This window comes from Streptomyces sp. NPDC088707 (genome assembly GCF_044752725.1).
In the GTDB taxonomy this organism is placed as follows: Bacteria; Actinomycetota; Actinomycetes; order Streptomycetales; family Streptomycetaceae; genus Streptomyces.
The window spans coordinates 260,157-280,514 of the sequence record NZ_JBIVLV010000004.1 but is presented as its reverse complement, the minus strand read 5'-3'; the positions used below and the strand labels follow the sequence as shown (position 1 = coordinate 280,514).

Genomic DNA, 20,358 nt, shown 5'->3' with positions numbered 1-20,358 from the left:
CGGCCCGGGTGCGCCCCGGCTCGCGCACAGGGGCCGTTCGAGGCAGCCGCACAGGAACGTTCCGCTAGCGGTTCCGGGTGCGGGGCTCCCCGCGCCCGGAACGGGCCTTCCATCGACTAGATCCGGCCAATGTCCTTCAGGACCGCCACCTGCTCGGGTGTGAGGCCGCCGCCGCGCCGGAACGGCGATGCCATGACAGGCACCCTCCCGGCCCGCTCGGCGTTCCGGAGCGACCGGAGGCACCCTGGAGGTATGGGTACCGCTCCGATCGTCGTCCACCCGCCCTCCCCGACCGGGGGCCGGCGGGTCACCGTCCGGGGCGAGATCCTCGGACTGGCCCACCGCGACGAGGACGTCGTCGAGTTCCTGCGTCGCGCCGGCCTTCCCGAAGCGGACGCTCTTCTCGACGACCCCGCCTGGGTCACCTGGCGAGGCAGCCGCCCCCACCGGTACGAGGCGGCTTGAACAGGCCATGAGCCGTCGCCGCCCGGTCACCGTCGTCCGACCGCGCCGGAGAGGTCGGGGCGACTCGGGCGCGGCCCGACTTTCCGGTGTGCCAGTCCTACCGGTGTCCAGTCCTCCCCGTGACCTGTCCTGCCGGTGCCTTATCCTCTCGGTGTCTCGTCCTACCGGTGTGCCCACCAGCTACGCGGCTCCGAGCCCCCGGTGATCCGGGACAGGAGACCGCGACGACCACGTCCCACCCTCAGCCCGAGGGCGTACGCCCCGGTGAGCGCGGCCGCCGTGCCCGCGGTGGCGCCGCCTGCGAGGACCAGGCGGGCGTGTGGGTCGCTCCAGATCCAGCCGCCCCGGCCGACGGTGCCCCGCACGGCCTGCATAGCCGCCAGGGTCTTCTCGCCCATCGGCGCGGGGAGCGCGGTGAGGGTTCCGCTCACCGTCGCCTCGGCGTCCGCCGCCTTCGGACGGTCGGCGTGCGAGCCGCCGTGCCGGGACCGGTTTTCGTTGCTCGATTCGCTGGCACTCATGGTGTCCGTCTGCCCGGCTCAGCCGGAACAAACGCGGTTCGCCGCATGACGTACGACGATTCCCGCCGTCGGAGAACCTTCACCTCCACCCTCGTGAAGCGTCCGTTCGTACGGGCACGCGGACAGAGAGCAGGGACAGCGACGAAGTGGGGTCGGGCGAAAGGAGACGGGGCCGTGATAGCGGTTGCCGTGCTGATGCTGCCGGTCATGGGGTTGGTCCTGATCGTGTCGTGATGGCCCCGAGGCGGTACACGCCGACGCCGACCCCGTGTGATGCCGCTTCGGCTCGGTCCCCGGTCCCATCCGGTCCGCGCCACACCACGCGCCTTGAAGGCGCTCACGCCGCTTCCCACCCGCGCATGCTTCCGGGCGCACGGGGTACCCGCGTGTCCGGGCCTCGTACCCGACGACGGCTCCGCACGGCACGAAGGCATACGGCAGGAGGCATCGCATGAACCTCGCCGAAGGGCGCACAGTCGACGTCGGCACTCCGACCACGGGCTCGCGGCCCCTGCAGTCGCTCGCACCGTCTACGGTACGAGCCGGAGTGGACGGTCAGACGGCCCAGGTGCTGCCGCCGGACCACACCCAGGCGATCCTGGAGGTCACCAAGGAGGTGGCCGGAGTCCTCAAGTCGTCGGGGTGCCCGTTCGCCCTGGTCGGCAGCGTCGCGGTCTACGCGTACGGCATCCCGGTCGGGCTGCAGCACGACGCCGACTTCGCCGTGCGAAGAGAGGACGCCGAGAAGGTCACCGGGCTGCTGCGCGAGCGGGGCCTCGACATCGTCGACCCGCCTGAAGACTGGCTGGTGAAGGCACGCAAGGACGGCGAGCAGATCGATCTGATCTTCGCCCTCGCCGGTCGGCCCGTCACGACCGAGCTGCTCGATCGTGCCACGACTCTGCCCGTGGACTCGGTCCACATGCCGGTCCTCGACCCCACCGACCTCATGATCGGACGACTGGCGGCGCTCTCGGAGCACCACTGCGACTACGGTCCGCTCCTCCCGGTCGCACGCGGGCTGCGTGAGCGAGTGGACTGGGACCAGGTACGCCGTGACACTGCGGATCGGCCGATGGCGGCCGCCTTCCTGTACCTGCTCGAGCTGCTCGACGTCATCCCGCCTCGCGACGGCGGGCAGCAGGCGGATGAGGGCAGCGGGAGGCCGGCCCGATGAGTGCCCACGCCACCCACGAGCTCGTGTACCGGCTCGCCCGGTTGCGGGACCGGCTGGCCGGTGACGACGTGGCAGAACTCGGTGTACGGGTCGAACTCCGGGGCGACGCCGTGCTGCTCTCCGGCACCGTGGCCACGGCCGCCCGGCGCGACGAGATCCTGCGCCTGGCTAGGACCGAGCTCGCCGGACTCACCGTGCTCGACGACCTCGCGTCGGCCTCCAGAGACGCACCGGAGCGCATGGAGGAGCTGTCATGAGTCCGGGGCCGACCGACCGGCGGCCGAGTTCGGTGACGACCGGCCGCCAGTCGAGTCCGGGGCCGACCGACCTGCAGCCTGACGGCGTGGTCCGCGTGGCGGCCGTGGGCGACATCCACCTCAGCCCCGACTGCGCCGGACTGCTGCGCCCCGCCTTCTCGACGCTTCCGGAGTGCGCCGACCTCCTCCTGCTCGCGGGTGACCTGACCCGGCACGGCACCGTCGACGAGGCGGCGGTGGTGGCGGACGAGGTCCGTGACCTGGGCGTCCCGGTGGTGGCCGTGCTGGGCAACCACGACTACCACTCGGACGAGGAGGCCGCCATCACGAGGGTCCTCGCGGCTGCGGGCGTCAGCGTCCTGGAGGGTCAGTCCGCCACGTTCTCCCTGGCCGGTCACACCGTCGGCGTCGCCGGTGCGAAGGGTTTCTGCGGCGGCTTCGCCGGGCGCAGCGCCGGCGCTTTCGGCGAACCCGAGATGAAGGCCTGGGTCCGCACGGCCCACATCGGCGCCGAGCGGCTTTCGACCGCACTGGAGGAGCTCTCGGCCGAGGGCTGCGAGGTCCGGATCGCGCTGACCCACTTCTCCCCCGTGCCGGACACCCTGGCGGGCGAGCCCGTGGAGATCTACCCGTTCCTCGGCAGCTATCTGCTCGCCGAGGCCATCGACACGGTGGGAGCCGACCTCGCCGTACACGGTCACGCGCACCTCGGCACGGAACACGGCAGGACGGCGGGCGGGGTACGCGTACGCAATGTCGCCCAGCCGGTCATCGACCGCGCCTTCGCGTTGTACCGACTGCCCGTCCACACCCGCGGCTCCGGCACGGCCCACGATCGCGGCTCGGGCACGGCCCACGACGTGGACTCGGGCATCGTCCACGACCGTGGGTCAGGCACGTGAGCCCGGACGTCCCGCCGGACGGCTGGAAGGCGCAAGTGCCCCCGTTTCGGGGCGCGTGGTGTGGGCAGCCGCGTCGTACGGGCAGCCGCGTCCCGGCCTGTCGGGGACCGGGAGCGGATGCGCGTGGACCTCGTCGGGGCCGGCCCGCGGTCCGTACAGACAGTCGAGCAAGGAGAGCGATATGAGCGCAGACAGCAAGGTGGACCAGGACGTCGTCGCGGTGATTCTCGAGGACCACCGCACCATGGAGGACCTCTTTCGCCGGATGCGGAGCGTCGAAGCCGACCGCGCCGCCGCGTTGAAGGAGTTCTCGGCTCTGCTCATCGCGCACGGTGAGGCCGAGGAGTCCGAGGTCTACGGCGCGCTCAAGCGCTTCCGGGGCGTCGACAACGAGGAGGTGGAGCACGGGGCGGAGGAGCACGCCGAGGGGAACAAGGCGCTCCTGGCCCTGCTCGAGGTCGAGGACGTGGGCTCCGAGGAGTGGGACGAGCGACTGGAGGAGCTGGTGGAGGCGGTTTCGCACCACGTCGACGAAGAGGAGCGGACGATCCTCAACGGAGCCAGGGAGAACGTCCCCGACGAGCGCAGGGCGGAGTTGGCCGTGGCGTTCCAGAAGGAGCGCGCGAGGCTGCTGGCATCCGATTGCGGGAGCCCGGAGAGCGTACGCAAGATCGTCGGCGGGTGAGTCGGCGGTCCCCCGCTCCGTCAGGCTGTTCGGTCCACGCTCCGTCCGCCGGTCCTCCGGAGTCCTCAGCGCTCCGTCAGGAGAGGCCGGCCCGTACCAACGCGGCCGCGAACCTCGGCAGATCGTCGGCAGGGACGAGACGGGCCAGATCCGCGGGCGTCGTGGGGAGCCCGAGCTTTGCGGCGGTCGCACGGGCGCGGTTGTCGAAGGCAGGGCGCAGTTCGGGCCACACGCCCTGGGCCTCGCGACAGAAGATGTCCGCTCCGACGGGGCCGATCCGCGGCACGTCCTGGAGGAGTTCGCGGATCCGGTCCGGATCCCCGTCGGCGGCGGCGCGCAGTCGGCGCAGGTCTCCGCGGTAGCGGTCCAGGAGCAGCTCCGCGCCGTCCCCCAGAGCGGTGGCGGTGCTCTCGTCGTAGCGCCGGTAGTGGGCCCGGCCGAGGGCGTCCACCCGGTCCTGCCAGGAGGCGGCGGCCATGGCCCGGGGCGTGCCCATACCGGCCGCGTGGAGTTCGCGGGCCGCGGCCACCGCGATGCCGGCCTGGATGGGCACGGAGAAGAGCACACACAAGGTCAGGAGCCGGTACAGAGGTGCGGGGGTGTTCCCCAGCCGGATGCCCGCCTCGTCGGCGTGGGTGCGCCCGTGCTCGTCCAGCAGGTCTCGGGCCGTGGTGCGCGGTGTCATGGCGTGCCTTCCTCCTCAGGCCTTCGTCCGGCCCGGGCCAGGGGCGCCGCTACCGGGCCCCCGGAACGGCGGGGACGCGTGAGGAGCGACGGCGGGGCACCTCGCCCGCTCACGCGGAACGGAGGAGCTGCTCCCGTACCCACGCGGGATCCGGGTTGACGTGGGGCCGGCCCCCGATGAGGACGGTCGGCACCGTCTCGTTGCCGTCATTGGCCTCCCTCACCACCGCCGCACCCTCCGCATCACGCCAGATGTCCACCCAGTACATCCGTCGGGCGCTGCGCCCCAACCGGATGCGCAGGCGCATGCAGAACACGCAGCCCGGCCTCCAGAAGACGATCGGCCGGCCGTCTTCCGCGCTGCGACGCTGCGCCTCCAGTGCGCCGATCGACTTCGGGAAGATCAGCGGGGAGTTCGTCACGGCGAGCAGCAGGAACAGCACGAGCAGCGCGGCTGCCTCGCCGGGGCGCTCCTTGCGGAAGAGTCCGGTCGCGACGGCCGAGCCGCAGAGCACGAGCAGTATCGGCACAGCCCACAAACGCATCATGCAGTGCAGGCTATCGACCCGCCGGGAAGCGCCTTCGGAAGCCCTCGGAACGGTCCGCTCGGTCGGGTCGGTCGGGTCGGTCGGGTCGGTCGAGTCAGTCGGGACGGTCGGGTCGGTCGAGTCGGTCGGGTCAGGGCCGGCGCAGGAGCCCCGTGCGGCGGGAGCCGCCCCCAGGAGCACGTCAGCGCCGTGCGAGCTGGCGCTCGCCGTTGACGCCGGGCTGGTAGGCCAGACCGTAGTGGTGGAACACCGCGGGCTCCTCCTCCGCGGGGAGGACGTCGTCCGTGCCCATCGCGGGACCGTCCTTCACGAGCGCCTTCCCGTACGCGACCCGGACGTAGGCGGGCCCCACGACTGCGCCGTCGAGCGGGACGAAGACAAGGCGACGGCGGGTCGGCAGCCCCACCTCCACGGTCGCCATGGCGGGCTCGTCCGTACTCGTGTCGACATAGATCGCCTCGAGCGTGCCGATCTTGTGGCCGTCAGGATCGATCACGTCCTGCGTGCGCCACTCACGGATGTCGGCTGACTGAATCATCGGGGGCGTCCTCCGTCGTCCGAACACCGGGGCCGGACCTCTGCGGCCGTTGGTACCTCCACACTGCTCCCGGCCACCCGCGCACACCACCTGGCGGGCCGGCCGTCGTGCGGCATCCTCCGAACCTTCCACCGAGAACGGCGTCCCTCCCGAGGGGGATGCGATCACGACCGGCGTCTGCCTAGCCTGAAGGCACCCGAACCAGGTCCCGGAGGCGTAGGGGGATCGCGTGGCGGATCTGCGGCAGATCCGCCAGTTCCGCCTCATCGCCCCACCGCTGCCCGTGGGCGAGGCGTGCTCAAGATCATGGCGCCCTCCCTCGACACCGCCCTGCTCAGGGGCTGCGAGGTCCTGGCGCACATGGCCGCCCTTCTCATGGTGTCGAAGTCGTCCCACAGTGATCTGCTGGTCGAATCCGAGCGGTGGCGGGCGATGACGGTGCAGGCCGAGCGCTTGTGGGCGTTCCTGCCGCCGCAGACGATCGGCACGGCGGGGGAGACCTCGTCGGCGGTCCTCGAGCCCGCGTACGACATCGCCGGCGACGCCTTCGACCACTCACTGGACGGGAACGGAAACGGGCTGCACCTGACCGTCCTCGATTCCATGGGCACGACCTCGCCTCCGGCGGGGCCAGCGCCGCCGGGCTCAGCGCCGCCGGGCTCGCCGCCTGCCGCGCGACCCGCCGCTCCGGCGGCTCCCTGACCGACATCGTCCCCTCGATCGACCGGATCCTGGCCGACTGGTTCACCGACCGGCTGATGACGGCCGTCGTCGCCCATCTGGACACCGCCGGCGTCGGCACACCCCGGGTGAGGGACCGTGATGCGGTCTGCGGCTCCGGACGGAGCGTTCCGTCAGCCGTCCGTCTGCCGGGCGACGGGCAGGGGCTCCGGAAGGAAGTGGACGTCGTAGCGTTCCTGGTGCTTCAGGAGTCCGTCGAATGACTCCTGGCCGTGCTGAACACGCCCCAGGGTTCGGAAGTACTCGAAGCGGTCGACGCCGGGGGTCAGAACGGACAGCAGGTCCGCGGTCGAGTCAGGGACCGCGCCGAACGAGTGCCGCACCCCGGGCGGGACCGAGACGAGCCCGCCGGCGGCGACGGTGGTCGTACGGCCGTCCACGTCGAACCACATGACTCCCTCCAGCACGTGGAACAGCTCCGTCGACCGGGCGTGGTAGTGGGGGCGGGCGCCGGTGGCGCCCGGGCCGAGGGTGAGGCGGTTCGCCCCCAGTGCGCCTCCGGTGTCCCGCGCGTCCGCCAGCAGGACGAAGCCTCCGCCGTGAGGAAGGGGAATCCGCTCGGCCTCTCCCGGGTGCACGATCAGCACCTCTCGGTTCTCGCCCATGTCCGTCTCTCCTCATCTCACGGTCGGTTCGGTGGTTCCCATTCGAGCCCGGGAAGCAGCCGTGAACCACCGGCGGTTACCGAAGGGAGAATTCACTGTTCGTGACGAATCCTCGGAGAGAGGTGCGGGTGAGGGGTGAGACGTGACGGTGAGACGTGCGGGGTGCGGGGTGCGGGTGCGCGTGAGGGGTGAGAGTGGCATGGAGCTGAGGCAGTTGCGCTACTTCGTGGCCGTCGCGGAGGAGGGCGGCTTCGGCCGGGCCGCCGAACGGCTCAGCATCGTGCCGTCAGCGGTCAGTCAGCAGGTCGCCAGGCTGGAGCGGGCTTGGGGCGTGGTGCTCTTCGATCGCACCACCCGGCGGGTGCTGCTCTCCGCGGCGGGCGAACGCATGCTGCCGGAGGCACGCGCCGTGCTCGCCGCCGCCGACCGTACGGCCCGCGTGGCGGCCGACGTCGCTGCGGGCGAGGACGGAGTCCTGCGTCTGGGCATCGTCCACGGTCCTGAAGAGCGGCTCAACCGCATCCTGGCCGCGCTTGCCTCCTGGGCTCCCCTGCTCCAGGTACGGCTGAGGAGCCTGCCCGTGGCCGACCGGCTGGCCGCGGTGCGCTCGGGGGAGCTGGACGCGGCGCTGGTACGGGCCGTGGGGTCGGCCCCCGGACTGACGCTGCTGCCACTGTGGCGGGACCCGCTCCACGTGGCCGTACCGGCGAGCCATCCGCTGGCGGCGGAACCCAGGCTCCGGCTGGGCCAGTTGGCCTCCCTGCCGCTGCGGCTCGCCCCGCGCGAGGACAACGCCCCCTTCCACGACCTGATCCTCGATGCGTGCCGGGCGGCCGGTGCAGTGCCGCCGCCGGGGCCGCCCTTCACCGGGCTTCAGGCGACGCTCACCGCGATCGGTACGGCCCCGACCGCGTCGTGGACCGTCTTCTACGAGGTCCGGGGACTGCCACTGGTCCCCAGGGTGGCGCTACGCCCCCTCGCCGGGCTCGACGTCACGACGTTCCTGGCCGCGCGTCCGGGTCCGCCCGGCCCGGCCCTGCGTCATCTGCTGCGGGCGCTCCATGACGAGGAGCCGGACGGGAGGCGACACGAGCCGCCGGGAAGGGGTCGACCCAGGGCCCCTTCTCCGGATGGAGCCCTTTGACTGACTGACTGGGTGACTGGCTGGGTGGATGGCTGACTGGGGGGTGGCTGGCTGACTGGCGTCACCGCCCCGACGTCAGTGGGACGAGTCGCTCAGCCGCCGCCGCTGCCACCAACGGGGGCGGGTGCGAGGGCGGACGATGCGCCCCAGCCGTCGGCCGAGGAGCACGTATCCGAGGAGCGCTCCCGTCGTGTTGAGGAGGACGTCGTCGATGTCGAAGGCCCGTCCCGTGATGAGCGCGCCCTGCACCAGTTCCACCAGGAGCATGGTGGCCGCGGTGATGAGCGCGACCCGAAGGAATCCGCGCGCCTTGAGGGACAGGAGCGGCAGCAGGATCCCGAAGGGGACACCGAGGGCGATGTTTCCCCCGAGCTGCTTGACGGTGTCCACGAAGCCGGGCTGGTTGAGGTAGTTCTCGATCGATCGGCCCGGTGTCAGATTGCTGTGGGTGAGGGGTACGGATGCCGGCGAGGCCTCCAGGGTGAGTCGGGCCAGGACCACGGCGAACGCCACCATGCCCACGAGAGCCACGAGGGTGACCAGCACCCGCACGAACCGCCCCGGACCTCGCCGGACCGGGGGCGCCGCCTTCGCTTCCGCCTCTGCCCGCTTCGCCTGTGCCTCAGCCTCTGCCTGCTTCGCCTTCGCCTCTGCGTCTTCCTCTGCCCTGGCCTTCGCCTTCACCTTCGACGCTCGCCTCCCCAGCTCCGCCCCACCGGCCTCAGCACCGGCCGGATCGGCGCCTCTTTCTCCTGCCTCGGCCGACGCGACACCTCCTCCGGCTCTCCCGCCGGGCCGGCGCCCGGCCGTCTTCTTCTCGACGGACGCCCCCGTCCTGCCTGCCGTCGAACCGGCCCGTCTCCACGACGCTCTCCAGTCGATCATGCGCCTTTTCCTCCCCTGAACCACCACGTGCGAACAGACCCCGCGTACCCCGAGGAGGTGGTCGCATGCCGTGCGGTTCATCGAGGACCTCACGCCTGACACAGCCTCCTCAGGAGCGTCAACCCGTCGCAGTCTGAGCCGAGTTGGGAATGAGCGGCGTCGACGCGGGCACCAGGCGACCATGGGAGAAGACACGGAGAACAAGCCTTCGCCGCCCCACCGGAAGTGGAGACGCTCCCGAGGAAGGTGGCGTCTCGTCATCGGCGCGCTGCTCGTGCTCGCCGTCGCCCTCATGGTGATCGGTCAGTTCCTCAGGCTCCCCGGTCTCGACGTCTTCGGGACGGAGGTGAAGGACCGCTCGGGTCCGGCCGTACTGCAGTCCGTCCAGGACTTGAGCCGGTACGAGGGCGCGGCGGGGACCTACCAGGTCGTGGTCGACCTGGAGCGCGACGCGCGGTTCCTGCCGGACGCGATCCGCGGAACCCGCACCCTCTACGTCGCGAACGGCAGCGTCGGCGCCTACGTCGAGCTGGGCGCCCTCGGGAACGACGCCGTGACCGTCGACGCGGACCGGACCGAGGCCACCCTGCGTCTGCCGCATGCGCAACTGGCCGCTCCCGCGCTGGATCCCGAGCGCTCGTATGCCGTGTCCAAGCAGCGCGGTCTGCTGGACCGGCTGGGTGATCTCTTCTCGGACAACCCCGCGAGCGAGCAGGCTGTCAACGTCCTCGCCGCCCAGCGCATCAGCGAAGCCGCCCGTGAGTCGGGCCTGACGTCGCGGGCGGAGCGGAACACGACCGAGATGCTTCAGAAACTCCTGCGCGGTCTGGGCTTCGAGCGGGTGACGGTCACCTACGCGTGAGCGGACGGTACGCGGGCCACGCCAAGCCGTCTGCGCCGTCGGGTACGGGCGGCTAGGCCTCGGCCGCCTTCCCCGCACGAGTCGCCGGAGTCAGCGGCATGGGCACCCCGGGCAGCAGGGAAGCGATTCCGGTGGCGCGGTGAGGGAGCAGCGGTGGTGTGGTCCGAGCGCTCAAGGGAGGAACGACACTGGATGTTCAGGCGCGGCCCCGCAGGTGCGGCCGGAATGCGGCGGCCTCGGGAGCTGTGGCGCGGGTGGACTCGGCGGACATCATCATGAACGGCCGGCCCATGTCGCCCGTCAGTGGCGGGTTGATCTGCATCGGGCCGTCAGGGCTCAGCCCGGCCCGGATGCGCTCGTCAGCGAGTATGGCGCAGGCGGTGGCCGTCCCGCCTTCGACCAGCCGAACGCGCCGATGCGCCGGGGGCCGAGGGCGCCGAAGCGTCCGACCGGCAGCTCCCTGCGGTCGACGTCGGGATGGCATCCGGCGGCGAGCTGCTCGACGCGGTCGAGGACGAAGCGCACGTCGGCGGCGAAGCCCCCGGGCAGCGTCGGCCGCCTGCCCGTCGCGGAGCGGGACGGCGACCCGACCGTCGGAAAACTCGGTGTACGTGTCGTACTGGCGAGCCACTGTCACACCCGCGTATCCGTGGTCGGCGAGCGCCTGGACCATGATGGTGGGGCCTGCCCGGGAGGCTGTGCGCGCCGTGCGAGAACACGACGGCGCGCAGCCGTCAGCCCGACCGCCGTACCAAAGCGCACCCACATGGCCGGCGGTGAGCGGCCCCAGGGGGCCAGCTCGCTGAACCCCGCGTCGGCGAGGCGTATCCACCGGCCGTGATCCGGGCTCGTTCACAGCCAGGTGGTGGCCAGCCAGACATTCACGCCGGCGGCGGCGACGAGTGCCACATTGAGTGCGATCTGGCGGTCTTCGCCGGTCAGATGCACGGTGATCGCACCGACCTGCAGGAGTACGAACCCCACGGCCGCGGCCAGTCCCAGCCAGGGCGCGACGCCGGTCAGAGGCGGCAGGATCAGACCGATCGCGCCGAGTATCTCGACCGTCCCCAGCGTCCTGACGACAGGGAGGGGGACGCGGTCGACCCAGGCCATCATCGGGCGGAGCTGATCTGGGCTCCGGAAGACCTTCGCCACGCCTGCGTAGAGGTAGAAGAGGGCGAGCAGTCCGGCGACGATGCCATACGCGATGTTCATGGTTTCCCTCCACGGTCATCTGAGGCAGATGACCGTCGATTCTCAGGCCGGCCTTGGGAGTAGGCCCGGGCCTTGGTCCGAATGGTCCGAAAGCGGATAGGTGGGAGCACCCCGGCTGCGCCGGTCACCTGGAGGACGGCCGGGCGGTGGCGTCCCGCCGGCTTCAGGTGAGGTCGGCGGCGGGCTCGGTCGCGTACCGGCTCATCACGTGAGCGCCGGCTTCTGGCGTCAGCGCCCGGCCGCCGGCCATCACCTTCTGGAGGTCGCGGAAGTACTGCACGTACAGGGCCGGGGTGAACGTGCTGAGCATGACGGCGGGTTGGTCGGTGACATTGGCGAAAGTGTGTGGAATGCCGGGCGGGACCATCACGAGCGTGCCCGTCGTGGCGTCGTAGTCCTTGTTCCCGACGGTGAACCGCACCGTGCCGGAGACGATGTAGAAGCCCTCGTCGTGCTGGGAGTGGCGGTGTTGCGGCGGCCCGGGGGTGTGCGGGGCGAGGACGGACTCGGCGATTCCGAGGCGGTGTGCGGTATGGCTGCCGTCTTCGAGGACGCGCATGTGCGTGGTGCCGAGGACGATCGTTTCGCCGTCGTCGGGACCGACCACCGAGACGGCAGGGGCGGGCTGCGGTGCGCTGGTCTTCGTCTCTCCGGTCATGCTGCGAGTGCACCGCCAGAACCCTGCGGCTGTCCAAGACCCGTTGCGCACTGCCGATACCGCTTGGGTATCGTCGCAGCGTGGAGCTACGCACCCTGCGCTACTTCGTGGCGGTCGCCGAGGAACTTCACTTCGGCCGGGCCGCCACCCGGCTGCACATGAGCCAGCCGCCGCTGAGCCGGGCGATCAAGCGGCTGGAGACCGAGGTCGGGGCTCTGCTGTTCGCCCGCTCGCCTGTCGGTGTCACGCTCACCCCGGCGGGCGCGGTGCTGCTCGACGAGGCGCGGGCCCTGCTCGACCAGGCTGATCGCGTCCGCGTACGGGTGAGCGCGGCGGCCGGCGTCGCCGCCATCACCGTCGGCATCCTGGGCGACAGCACCGACCCGGGAGTGACCAGGCTTGCCGCCGCCTACCGTCGCACCCACCCCTCCGTCGACATCCGCATCCGCGACACCGACCTCACCGACCCGACCTGCGGGCTGCGCGCCGGTCTGGTCGACGTCGCCCTGACTCGGGCGCCGTTCGACGGGACGGCGTTGATGGTGCGGGAGCTGCGTACCGATCCGGTGGGCGTGGTTCTGCGCGCCGACGATCCGCTGGCCGACCGCGGCCGGCTGCGGCTGGCCGACCTGGGCGACCGCCGTTGGTTCCAGTTCCCGGAGGGAACCGACTCGCTCTGGCAGGCGTACTGGAACGGAGGCGAGCGGCGCGAAGGGCCAGTGGTACGCGTCGTCCATGAGTGCCTGCAGGCCGCGTTGTGGAACGGCACGGTCGGCCTGGCCCCGCTCGGGCACGATCTGCCCACAGAGCTGGCCGTGTTGCCGCTGATCGACATGCCGCCGAGCCGAGTCGTGGTGGTGTGGAACGAGGGTGACACCAACCCACTGATCCGGTCGTTCATCGAGATGGCGGCCGCCGCGTACCGCGACCACCCCTGAATACCTGGCGAAAGGCGCTGCGGCGCAGCGTAGCTCGGAGCGCGACTCGGCAGCGCGGGCATCTGGCGAGAGCGCCGTCCAGCAGGACGAAGTCCGGGCCGGCTTCACCCAGTGTCGTGAGCAGACCCGGGGTGCGCTCGGGGGCCCGTCTCAACGCGCGATGGTGAGGCTCGTGCACGTACGTGAGCACATCACGTTGGCGCAGATCGCCGCAGGTTTCGGCATCAGCGAGGCCACCGTCCACGCCTCCACCACCGCAGTCACCGACCTGCTCGCATACTGGCCCACTCCACGAGCGCGTGCGGCACGTCGAGGCGGCTGGGTCGATGACCAATGAGGTCTCCAGGGCTGCTGGTGAGGCCTGGCCTGTTGCGCGCCGTCAGCCGCCAGCCGATCCGTGCCCAGACTGGAGAGGCGCAGTAAGCGAGGACGAGGAACGGATCGGCGTCATCCATCGGTCAGCTGTCGGATGGCCTTGAGCGCCCGACCCGCTCCGTTCTCGGTCCTCAGATGTTGCGCCGCTTCTGCGGCGGCTCGACTGTGTGCCTGCTGCGTCGCTACCTGGTGAAGTGAGTCGGCGAGCCGTTCGGCGGTGAGGGATCGGAAGGGGATCGGGTCGGTGGCGGCACCGATTGCGGCAAGTCGCCCCGCCCAGAACGGCTGGTCCGCGGTCACCGGTACGGTGACCGCTGGCACTCCAGCATGCAACGCGGCGGCCGAAGTGCCGGCCCCGCCGTGGTGGACCACCGCAGCCAGCCGTGGGAACAGCAAGGCGTGCGGTACGTCCCCGATCGTGAGCACGTCGTCCCCGTCAGCGGCAAGCCCGGCGCTGCCGGCTTGGAGGATGCCGCGCAGCCCGGCGCGGCGCATCGCTTGCACTGCGATCTCGCTCAGCCGCTCCCCCTCACCGGCCGCCATGCTTCCGAAGCCGATGAGGACGGGCCGGGGTCCGGCACCCAGGAAGTCCTCCAGATCAGCGGGCAGCCGTTCGGCCTCCTGATGATGGGGCCACCAGTTGCCCACGACCTCCAGGCCAGAGCGCCAGTCGGAGGGGCGAGGCGCCAGGACCGTGCTGAAACCATGCAAGATGGGCCAATTCGCCTGTTCCTGCCGTCGACGCATCTCGGATGCCGAGGCGGGGGGCAGTTGGAGGCGGCGGCGCAGCTTTGCGACAGCCTGTTCGTAGACACGATCGGCCATGCGCAGTGCGAAGCGTCCGGTGGCCCGGTTGGCGAGACGGCCCAGTGAGCGGGAGCCTGTGATGACGGGCGGGAAGTCGCCAGTCGGTGCGGTGGGTTGGAGGTACACACCGAGGCTCGGTGTGCCCGTGGCCTCGGTGAGGTGCCAGCCGAGCGGAGCCGTGGTGGTCGACAGCAGGAGCATGTCCGTGCCATCGTCCATCACGTCGGCGAAGCCCTGGCCCAGTTCGGTGATGAACGCGGCAGCAGTGCGCATGAGTTCACGTTTGCCTGTGACGCTGCCACGCACCCGTGTGTCGGCGGGCAGGCTGCGAAACTCCAGCCCTGCATCGCGTACGAGGGGTGCGAAGGTGTCTGTGGTGGCGAGGGTAACGTCGTATCCGGCCCGGCATAGTTCGGCGCCCAGACCGGTGTAGGGCGCGACGTCGCCGCGCGATCCGGCTGCGGCGATCAGGATCCTCATCGGTCCTCCTGGGAATCGATACGGCCACCTGCGTGGCGGTCCGCGTTGGCGTGGACTGCCTTACCCGTATAGGCGGCCAGGCCCGGGCGCTGCTGCGACGGCGGAATGACCAGAGCGAACGCGCGCGGATCGGCGATGAAGTCGTCCGCGATGCGCCGGTGCATGTCGGGCGGGCACGCTGTGAACCATCGTGAGATGTGCAAGCGGTGCTCCTCTGCGAGGTCCATGGCCCGCTCGCCGTTGCTCAGCTCCCCCTCGTCGAAGGCCGCGAGCAGCTCCGCGCGCCAGGCGGCGGCCTCGCCCATGAGCTGACGCCAGTCCTCCTTGGTGTGAGCAGCCGCGCGCGCCATCGCCTCGCGCTGCCCATCAGAATGCGCCCACTTCAGTTCTGCCTCGGTGGCATAGCTCAGGTCGAAGGTGATCTCACCGAAGACCTCGAAGCGTTCTTGAGGAGTCAGGGACACCCCGGTCCTCTGGACCTCCATCGCCCGTTCCGCCACCTCGGTCAGCCGCTGCAGCCTGGCGATCTCCTCACTCAACTGCCGTTGCCGGGCCCGGAGCCGCTCCAAGGGGTTCACCTGCGGATCCGTGAAGATCGCGGCGATCTCGTCGAGAGGGAAGCCGAGCTCACGGTAGAAGAGGATCTGCTGGAGACGGACCAGGTCAGCCTCACTGTAGAGCCGGTATCCGGCGTGGCTGCGGTCACTGGGCGAGAGCAGCCCCGCCTTGTCGTAGTGATGCAGTGTCCGCACCGTCACCCCGGCGAAGGCCGAGACCTGTCCCACGGAGTAGCTCATCCACCTGCCCTTTCGTCGGCTTACAGCCTCAAGCCTGACGTAAGGGGAGGGTCAACTCCCGCTCGCGGGCGTCGGAGCGCGGCCTTGCCCACCTCAAGTCCTGGAGGAACTTCCGTCCCGACCTCTGCAACCACGTGACGTCAATTGCCAAAGCCGTACTCATCCCGGAGCGGCGCCGCTGAAGAACCTCGGTGAGCGAAACGGACTCTCCGCGTAGGAGAGTGAGCCGCCCGGCCGAGCGTCACCCTCTTCAGCAATTTCATGCGGTGACGTGCTCTTCGCAGACGTCGGAGTTCACGCTCGATCAAGGCCGTGGGTGATCACGGCCCTGAGTCACCTCTGTTCGCCCTCCGTGTGGCTTTCGGGTGTCGCCGATTGCAGCCGGACACCGCTCGAAGGGCGGCGGCCTGGCAGAACGCAGTGCTGGTGCTCGTGCTGGTGGGGCCGCATCTCCCGAAGCGCTTTTCGCTCCTCCCCTTCGCGTGCCCGAACCCGACCTCCCGCGCGCCCGCATGGCCTCCACTCACGGAGCAGACCTGCGGGGACGGATCTGCTCGGATTGCACACCCCGTCTACGAATAGCAGACCGCAGGCGGATTGTGCGCTGTCTCCGCGCATTTGCCACGCCATTGAGGGGACACGGTGAGACTTCTTGCTCCAACGGGTTGTGATGTGACGTCTCAGCATCTGCACACCTCCGAAGGACGTACCCTGCACAGCAAGCGATCCTGGCCCTGTTTGGCCAGCCCACATCACGTAGGAGCCATTCATGCCTTCGGCAAGTACCGGCATTCACACCATCGATGCCACAACTGCGGCGCTCCAGGAAGAACTTCCTCAGCTGGAGCAGCTCCAGCAGGATCTCGAGAAGGAACTGGCCGCGGTTTCCGAGCGGGTGCTCTCGGTCCGCGCCGCGCTGACGGCTCTGCTGGCCCTCGCCGACACACCGGCACCGCGTGCCGTACAGGAAGCGAAGCCGGAAGCCGAACCGGAACCGGAACCGGTTACGGCGGAGAGCGCAGCCGCAGTCGAGGCTTCTGCAACGGTGACGCCCGACGAATCCGGTTCGGTCCCCGCACCCCGTAAGGCCACCACGTCGCGCTCCACGCGTGAGCGCAAGCCCCCGCCCCGCGCTCGCGGGCGCAAGGAGCGCCCCTCGGCCAAGAGGCCTCGCGTCACTGCCGCACCACAGGAGACTCCTTCTGCGACGCAGGCATCCGGTGGCCTCACCGAGCAGGTGGCCGCTGTCCTGACACAATCGCCGGACAGCCCGATGCGTGCGCGTGACGTCGCGAAGGCGCTCGGTCGCGATTCCTCCCCGGGCGCCATCAACACCGTCCGCAGCACACTGGACCGGCTCGTCGCCACCTCTCGGGCCGACCGCGCCGGCCGCGGCCTTTACCAGGCTCCCGCCAGCTGACACCAGGGCTTGCTGGACGAAGGAGCACGCCGACGCGAGCACCGCGACGCCCCGGCCGCAAGCCGTAGATCGCCCCGTCGGCGCACCGTCGTCGTCCCGACCTAGGCTCCCTCCCATGGCACACCCTGTGCGCACCGACGACGGCCGACTCCTGGTGGCCGAGGAATGGGGCAGCCCTTCGGGGACCCCGGTACTACTCCATCACGGGACGCCCGGTAGTCGGCTCGGCACGCTGCTGCCCGGGTTCGCCGCGCAGCACCCCGGCTTCCGGTTCCTCGCCTACGACCGTCCCGGCTACGGGGAGTCCCGGCGCTCCCCGGGCCGCCGGGTCGCCGATGCGGCCCGCGATGCGGCGGCCGTCGCCGATGCTTTCGGCATCGAGAGATTCGCGGTGGTCGGCCGTTCCGGCGGGGGGCCGCATGCGCTCGCGTGCGCGGCTCTGCTACCGGATCGGGTCCGGGCCGCCGCCGTGCTGGTCGGGCTCGCTCCTCCGGACGCGGCCGGTCTCGACTGGTACGCGGGCATGACCCCGTTCAACGTGCGCGAGTACGGTCTGGCCCACGCCCATCTGGACGGGCGGGATCCCGGTGGGCTCGAACGGGACCTGGCCGCCGGGCCGTCGCCATCCGGCGGGACCCGGTGCGGCTCCTCGACGACCTGCGGGCCGATCTCTCCCCCCATGACCTGCCGGTCGTCGAGGACTTCCGGGTACGGGCGGTGCTGCTGCGCACCTACCAGGAGGCCCTGCGGGTCTCGCGCCACGGCTGGCTCGACGACTGCCTGGCCTTCGTCCGCCCGTGGGGCTTCGACGTCTCCTCCGTCCCTACGCCCGTGCTGCTGTGGCACGGCCTCGACGACGCGTTCTCGCCCGTGTCACACACCCGTTGGCTGGCGGAACGGATCCCCCGTGCCGAGCCCGCCCTCGTACCGGACGCCGGTCACTTCGCCGCCCAGTTGGCGCTCCCGGACGTGCTGCGGTGGCTGGACGGTCAGGGCGCCGGGCGCTGATACGCGGTGGAGCGGGCGCCCCTCAAGGCGTCGAGGATCCGCTCGTGGCTGTCCCCGACGACGTCGCTGACGCGGACCCTGATGTAGAGCGCCTCAACCTCGTCGACGAAGCGTTGGGAGAACGCTCCGAGCATCGTCGTCTCGTAGGAACCGGTCCCCACCAGGGGGAACCTCCCCATGGTGACCAGCTGAAAGTCCTCCCCGACGGTGAGCCCGGCCCCGGTAAGCACCTCCGCGAGGCCCTGGACGTCGGTCCACGGGGCGGCCTGTTGCGGGTCCTCACCCCGCAGCACGGCCCTACACTCGTAGGCCTCGACCACGACGGTGTGGGAGCCTCCGTTGAGCAGTCCGACCTGCCATTCGGGTACGCCGCCCCGCAGATGCCCGGTCGTCCAGTCGGCACGCCAGCCCAGGGCCGGCCCGTACGGTACGGGCGTACTGGGCCCGGGCGAGGACCGCACCGGCCGCGACCGCGAGCAGGCTGCCGAGCGGCTCCATGTCGAGCAGCTGCAGCCGCCACGGCCATTCGGCCCGGGCCGCCGCCGTCATGTTGGCCCGGACGGCCTCCCAGCCGAGCACCGCCGTCAGCAGGACGAGCAGCACGATCGGCACTGTGAAGAGCAACGGACTTCGCCGCACCCGCCGTTGAGCGTCCACCTCGATGGTCGGCCCACCCCGCCTGAACCTGCCCACGGCCACTCCCCCGGTTCCCGAACAACGATCCCCCGGCCGCGCGTACGATCAGCGGCCTTCAACCGGCTCATGGTGCCTGAACCCGGGCGTGGCCGACTAGGGAGCGTGCGGCGGATGACGGGACTGTCGGACTGGCGACTCGTTGCCGCCGGCATGGGCGGGGGTGATCTGACGCCGGCCTCGGGCGGGGTGATCTGACGCGTGCCGAGTGGGTGCGGCTGGAGCCGTACGTGCCGGCACCGGGGCAGTCCGGCCGCGCCCACGCCTGGCCGGTTGCGTCTCCCACGGCGCCGTCACCACCGCGGCGATCCGCCAATGACTCCAGCCGTGATCCACGCAACCTGCTCACGGCACCGCAGGACCCAATTCGGCCTGCAAGCGGTCCGGCCACCCTTCCTCCGCCAACTCGGCCGCGACCAGGAGATCGCGCCAGTCCCTCAAGGCAAGCCGGACAGCGTCGTCGAACTGACGGACGCTCCCCTCGGCAAGCAGCACGATCGCAGCCTGCAGACGCTCACCTGCGAACTGGTCCGTGTCATAGCCCGCAGCACTTGGGAGCTCATCAAGCCTCCGCATGATCTCCACCGCAGAACCGGGCTCGACGAAGTCGCGTCGGATGCGTCGCTCGAGTCTCACGCTGATGGGCACCGCACAGGTCCTCTCCATGGGCACATGCTGTCCGCACCATCGTGGCCGAACCAGCAACCGTCGGCCCCCTGATCCGCCGAACAGGCCCTGAACGCCGACCGGTTCGCGGCATCACACCGATCCGCTCGCGCCGCGGACCGCGTCGGCGTCGCCCGGCCAAGCTGCACGGCGACAAGGGCTACGACCACGACCACCTGCGGCAATGGCTCCGCAAGCGCCTTCGCGGATATGTCCGCGGCCCTTATCTGCCACCGCCAACTCGTCCGGGCAGACGCGCAGAACCGGTCAGCGGGAAGCTGCTCCAATGCTACGAGCCCAGACCCGTGCGGCGGTGCGAGCCGTGCGCGGTGCGAGCGGTGCGGGCCTACCCACCCCCTGCCCACCCCCGACCTGTCCTGCCGCGGTAAATCGAAGGCGGCCGGAAGGGGGCGGGCCTAGCCTGGCGACTTTGTACGTCGCGAAGGAGGATTGCGGTGCTGGTGATGCCCGGGCGGCGGACGTCGACGATGGAGCTGTTGGGCGCGGAGGCGGCGGGACGAGGAATGGTGGTCCAGGCCGCGGAGGAGGTGTCCGCGGCGGCGGGACCCGCGTACTGGTACGGCGGGCCGGTAGCAGGCGCACGGTTGGCAGGACGCCTCGGCTTCGCGCTGCTCGAAGCGGCGGATGACTGGCTTGCCGAGCTGCCGGAGGAGTTCACCGGGCGGCAGGTCCGTACGGCTACCGTCCTGGACGCTTGGGCGATCGATCGGCCGACGTTCGTCAAGCCGCCGCGGGACAAGTCCTTCCCTGCGGACGTATACGCGGATGGCTCTGGGCTGTCCTCCGACCTGGACCCGGCGACGCCGGTGCTGCTCTCCGATGTGGTGACCTTCGCTGCCGAGTACCGGCTGTTCCTGCTCGACGGACAGATCGCCGCGGGCAGTCGATACGCGGTGTTCGGCCGGCTCGACCCCCACCCGCTCGACAGGCACGGGCCCATCGCCGCGGAGATCGCCGAGTTCGTCGACCGGCTGGTCGCTGCGATCGGGCCCACCCTGCCGAGCGCTGTCGTCGTGGACGTCGGGCAGCTGCTCGACACCTACCGTCCTGGCTACCGGTGGGCCATAGTGGAAGCCAATATGGCCTGGTTCTCCCACGCGTACGCCGCTGACCCGGCGCGGGTGCTGGACGTCGTGCTGCAGGCAGCGGGGCCGCGTGAGGACGTGAAGCCGTCGGATCTGCCGTTCGTGCGGCCCTGAACGTCTCCGACTCTTACGAGATCCCGCTCGCTCGGTGTCCGGTGCGGCCGGCGCGAGCCGGCTCCCC

The 20,358-nt window shown here is 70.8% G+C and carries 24 protein-coding genes and 3 pseudogenes; 14 read left to right on the top strand and 13 right to left on the bottom strand.

The features are described 5' to 3' along the window. The first annotated feature begins 252 nt into the window (after positions 1–252). Entirely contained in the window at positions 253–465 is a 213-nt protein-coding gene (locus tag ACIP84_RS15175) for a hypothetical protein (RefSeq protein ID WP_355963505.1), read from the top strand. 161 nt (positions 466–626) lie between these two features. Here ACIP84_RS15175 and ACIP84_RS15170 read toward each other — a convergent pair whose 3' ends face one another. After that, positions 627–986: a hypothetical protein gene (locus tag ACIP84_RS15170; RefSeq protein WP_401798168.1), complete on the bottom strand. Its 360-nt coding sequence runs from the start codon at positions 984–986 to the stop codon at positions 627–629. 547 nt (positions 987–1,533) lie between these two features. Here ACIP84_RS15170 and ACIP84_RS15165 point away from each other — a divergent pair. From ACIP84_RS15165 to ACIP84_RS15150, 4 genes are all read left to right on the top strand, one after another. Beyond that, on the top strand, positions 1,534–2,163 hold the full coding sequence (locus tag ACIP84_RS15165) for a nucleotidyltransferase family protein (protein ID WP_401798167.1): 630 nt from the start codon (positions 1,534–1,536) through the stop codon (positions 2,161–2,163). Next, positions 2,160–2,420 carry a BON domain-containing protein gene (locus ACIP84_RS15160; RefSeq protein WP_355963496.1) on the top strand — a complete coding sequence of 87 codons (261 nt, stop codon included), beginning with the start codon at positions 2,160–2,162 and terminating at the stop codon, positions 2,418–2,420. The genes ACIP84_RS15165 and ACIP84_RS15160 overlap by 4 nt, the downstream gene beginning before the upstream one ends. 86 nt (positions 2,421–2,506) lie before the next feature. Further along, a complete protein-coding gene (locus ACIP84_RS15155) occupies positions 2,507–3,322 on the top strand; it encodes a metallophosphoesterase (RefSeq protein WP_401798364.1) in 816 nt (271 codons plus the stop codon). A gap of 181 nt (positions 3,323–3,503) precedes the next feature. Further along, a complete protein-coding gene (locus ACIP84_RS15150; protein WP_401798166.1) occupies positions 3,504–4,007 on the top strand; it encodes a hemerythrin domain-containing protein in 504 nt (167 codons plus the stop codon). 76 nt (positions 4,008–4,083) lie between these two features. On the opposite strand, the gene ACIP84_RS15145 is transcribed toward ACIP84_RS15150, so the two are convergent. The 3 genes from ACIP84_RS15145 to ACIP84_RS15135 form a co-directional block, all read right to left on the bottom strand. Next, positions 4,084–4,692, bottom strand: a complete 609-nt coding sequence (locus tag ACIP84_RS15145) for an endonuclease (RefSeq protein ID WP_401798165.1) — start codon at positions 4,690–4,692, stop codon at positions 4,084–4,086. 109 nt (positions 4,693–4,801) lie between these two features. Further along, a complete protein-coding gene (locus tag ACIP84_RS15140; protein ID WP_401798164.1) occupies positions 4,802–5,239 on the bottom strand; it encodes a glutaredoxin domain-containing protein in 438 nt (145 codons plus the stop codon). 181 nt (positions 5,240–5,420) lie between these two features. Then, positions 5,421–5,777, bottom strand: coding sequence for a PRC-barrel domain-containing protein (locus tag ACIP84_RS15135; protein WP_355963490.1), 357 nt, complete (start codon positions 5,775–5,777; stop codon positions 5,421–5,423). A 294-nt stretch (positions 5,778–6,071) separates the two neighbouring features. Here ACIP84_RS15135 and ACIP84_RS15130 point away from each other — a divergent pair, with 294 nt between their 5' ends. Next, complete coding sequence (locus ACIP84_RS15130; protein ID WP_401798163.1) at positions 6,072–6,479, top strand: hypothetical protein; 408 nt, start codon at positions 6,072–6,074, stop codon at positions 6,477–6,479. Positions 6,480–6,631: 152 nt separating this feature from the next. Here the strand turns inward: ACIP84_RS15130 and ACIP84_RS15125 are convergent, their stop codons facing one another. Beyond that, positions 6,632–7,123, bottom strand: coding sequence for a cupin domain-containing protein (locus tag ACIP84_RS15125; protein ID WP_355963486.1), 492 nt, complete (start codon positions 7,121–7,123; stop codon positions 6,632–6,634). Between the two features lie 199 nt (positions 7,124–7,322). On the opposite strand from ACIP84_RS15125, the gene ACIP84_RS15120 reads away from it, so the two are divergent. Next, positions 7,323–8,267: a LysR substrate-binding domain-containing protein gene (locus ACIP84_RS15120; RefSeq protein ID WP_401798162.1), complete on the top strand. Its 945-nt coding sequence runs from the start codon at positions 7,323–7,325 to the stop codon at positions 8,265–8,267. 75 nt (positions 8,268–8,342) lie between these two features. Here the strand turns inward: ACIP84_RS15120 and ACIP84_RS15115 are convergent, their stop codons facing one another. Further along, positions 8,343–8,819, bottom strand: a complete 477-nt coding sequence (locus tag ACIP84_RS15115; protein ID WP_401798161.1) for a VanZ family protein — start codon at positions 8,817–8,819, stop codon at positions 8,343–8,345. A gap of 514 nt (positions 8,820–9,333) precedes the next feature. Here ACIP84_RS15115 and ACIP84_RS15110 point away from each other — a divergent pair. Beyond that, positions 9,334–10,014 carry a DUF4230 domain-containing protein gene (locus ACIP84_RS15110; protein ID WP_401798160.1) on the top strand — a complete coding sequence of 227 codons (681 nt, stop codon included), beginning with the start codon at positions 9,334–9,336 and terminating at the stop codon, positions 10,012–10,014. A 336-nt stretch (positions 10,015–10,350) separates the two neighbouring features. Here ACIP84_RS15110 and ACIP84_RS15105 read toward each other — a convergent pair whose 3' ends face one another. From ACIP84_RS15105 to ACIP84_RS15095, 3 genes are all read right to left on the bottom strand, one after another. Then, positions 10,351–10,539 carry a hypothetical protein gene (locus ACIP84_RS15105; RefSeq protein ID WP_401798159.1) on the bottom strand — a complete coding sequence of 63 codons (189 nt, stop codon included), beginning with the start codon at positions 10,537–10,539 and terminating at the stop codon, positions 10,351–10,353. Between the two features lie 327 nt (positions 10,540–10,866). Continuing rightward, complete coding sequence (locus tag ACIP84_RS15100) at positions 10,867–11,229, bottom strand: DoxX family protein (protein WP_401798158.1); 363 nt, start codon at positions 11,227–11,229, stop codon at positions 10,867–10,869. A gap of 163 nt (positions 11,230–11,392) precedes the next feature. After that, the gene (locus ACIP84_RS15095) at positions 11,393–11,887 is read right to left on the bottom strand and encodes a cupin domain-containing protein (protein ID WP_401798157.1); all 495 of its coding nucleotides are present in this window, start codon (positions 11,885–11,887) and stop codon (positions 11,393–11,395) included. Between the two features lie 80 nt (positions 11,888–11,967). On the opposite strand from ACIP84_RS15095, the gene ACIP84_RS15090 reads away from it, so the two are divergent. Beyond that, a complete protein-coding gene (locus ACIP84_RS15090; RefSeq protein ID WP_401798156.1) occupies positions 11,968–12,825 on the top strand; it encodes a LysR family transcriptional regulator in 858 nt (285 codons plus the stop codon). Positions 12,826–12,940: 115 nt separating this feature from the next. After that, positions 12,941–13,102, top strand: a pseudogene (locus ACIP84_RS15085) (transposase family protein); the annotation flags it as partial. Positions 13,103–13,272: 170 nt separating this feature from the next. Here the strand turns inward: ACIP84_RS15085 and ACIP84_RS15080 are convergent. Beyond that, positions 13,273–14,487, bottom strand: a complete 1,215-nt coding sequence (locus ACIP84_RS15080; RefSeq protein WP_401798155.1) for a glycosyltransferase — start codon at positions 14,485–14,487, stop codon at positions 13,273–13,275. Then, positions 14,484–15,284, bottom strand: a complete 801-nt coding sequence (locus tag ACIP84_RS15075; protein WP_401798154.1) for a MerR family transcriptional regulator — start codon at positions 15,282–15,284, stop codon at positions 14,484–14,486. Before ACIP84_RS15075 ends, ACIP84_RS15080 begins: the two co-directional genes overlap by 4 nt. A gap of 769 nt (positions 15,285–16,053) precedes the next feature. Here ACIP84_RS15075 and ACIP84_RS15070 point away from each other — a divergent pair. Together ACIP84_RS15070 and ACIP84_RS15065 are read left to right on the top strand one after the other, a co-directional pair. Then, the gene (locus ACIP84_RS15070) at positions 16,054–16,704 is read left to right on the top strand and encodes a hypothetical protein (protein WP_401798153.1); all 651 of its coding nucleotides are present in this window, start codon (positions 16,054–16,056) and stop codon (positions 16,702–16,704) included. A gap of 115 nt (positions 16,705–16,819) precedes the next feature. Next, a pseudogene (locus ACIP84_RS15065) lies at positions 16,820–17,712 on the top strand (alpha/beta fold hydrolase). Here the strand turns inward: ACIP84_RS15065 and ACIP84_RS15060 are convergent. Both ACIP84_RS15060 and ACIP84_RS15055 read right to left on the bottom strand, forming a co-directional pair. Next, positions 17,694–18,173: a hypothetical protein gene (locus ACIP84_RS15060; protein WP_401798152.1), complete on the bottom strand. Its 480-nt coding sequence runs from the start codon at positions 18,171–18,173 to the stop codon at positions 17,694–17,696. The pseudogene ACIP84_RS15065 and the gene ACIP84_RS15060 overlap by 19 nt on opposite strands. Positions 18,174–18,750: 577 nt before the next feature. Continuing rightward, positions 18,751–19,053, bottom strand: coding sequence for a hypothetical protein (locus ACIP84_RS15055; protein ID WP_401798151.1), 303 nt, complete (start codon positions 19,051–19,053; stop codon positions 18,751–18,753). 101 nt (positions 19,054–19,154) lie between these two features. On the opposite strand from ACIP84_RS15055, the pseudogene ACIP84_RS15050 reads away from it, so the two are divergent. Together ACIP84_RS15050 and ACIP84_RS15045 are read left to right on the top strand one after the other, a co-directional pair. Then, positions 19,155–19,271: pseudogene (locus ACIP84_RS15050) on the top strand (IS5/IS1182 family transposase); the annotation flags it as partial. Positions 19,272–19,559: 288 nt separating this feature from the next. Then, positions 19,560–20,291: an ATP-grasp domain-containing protein gene (locus ACIP84_RS15045; RefSeq protein WP_401798363.1), complete on the top strand. Its 732-nt coding sequence runs from the start codon at positions 19,560–19,562 to the stop codon at positions 20,289–20,291. Positions 20,292–20,358 lie beyond the last annotated feature (67 nt).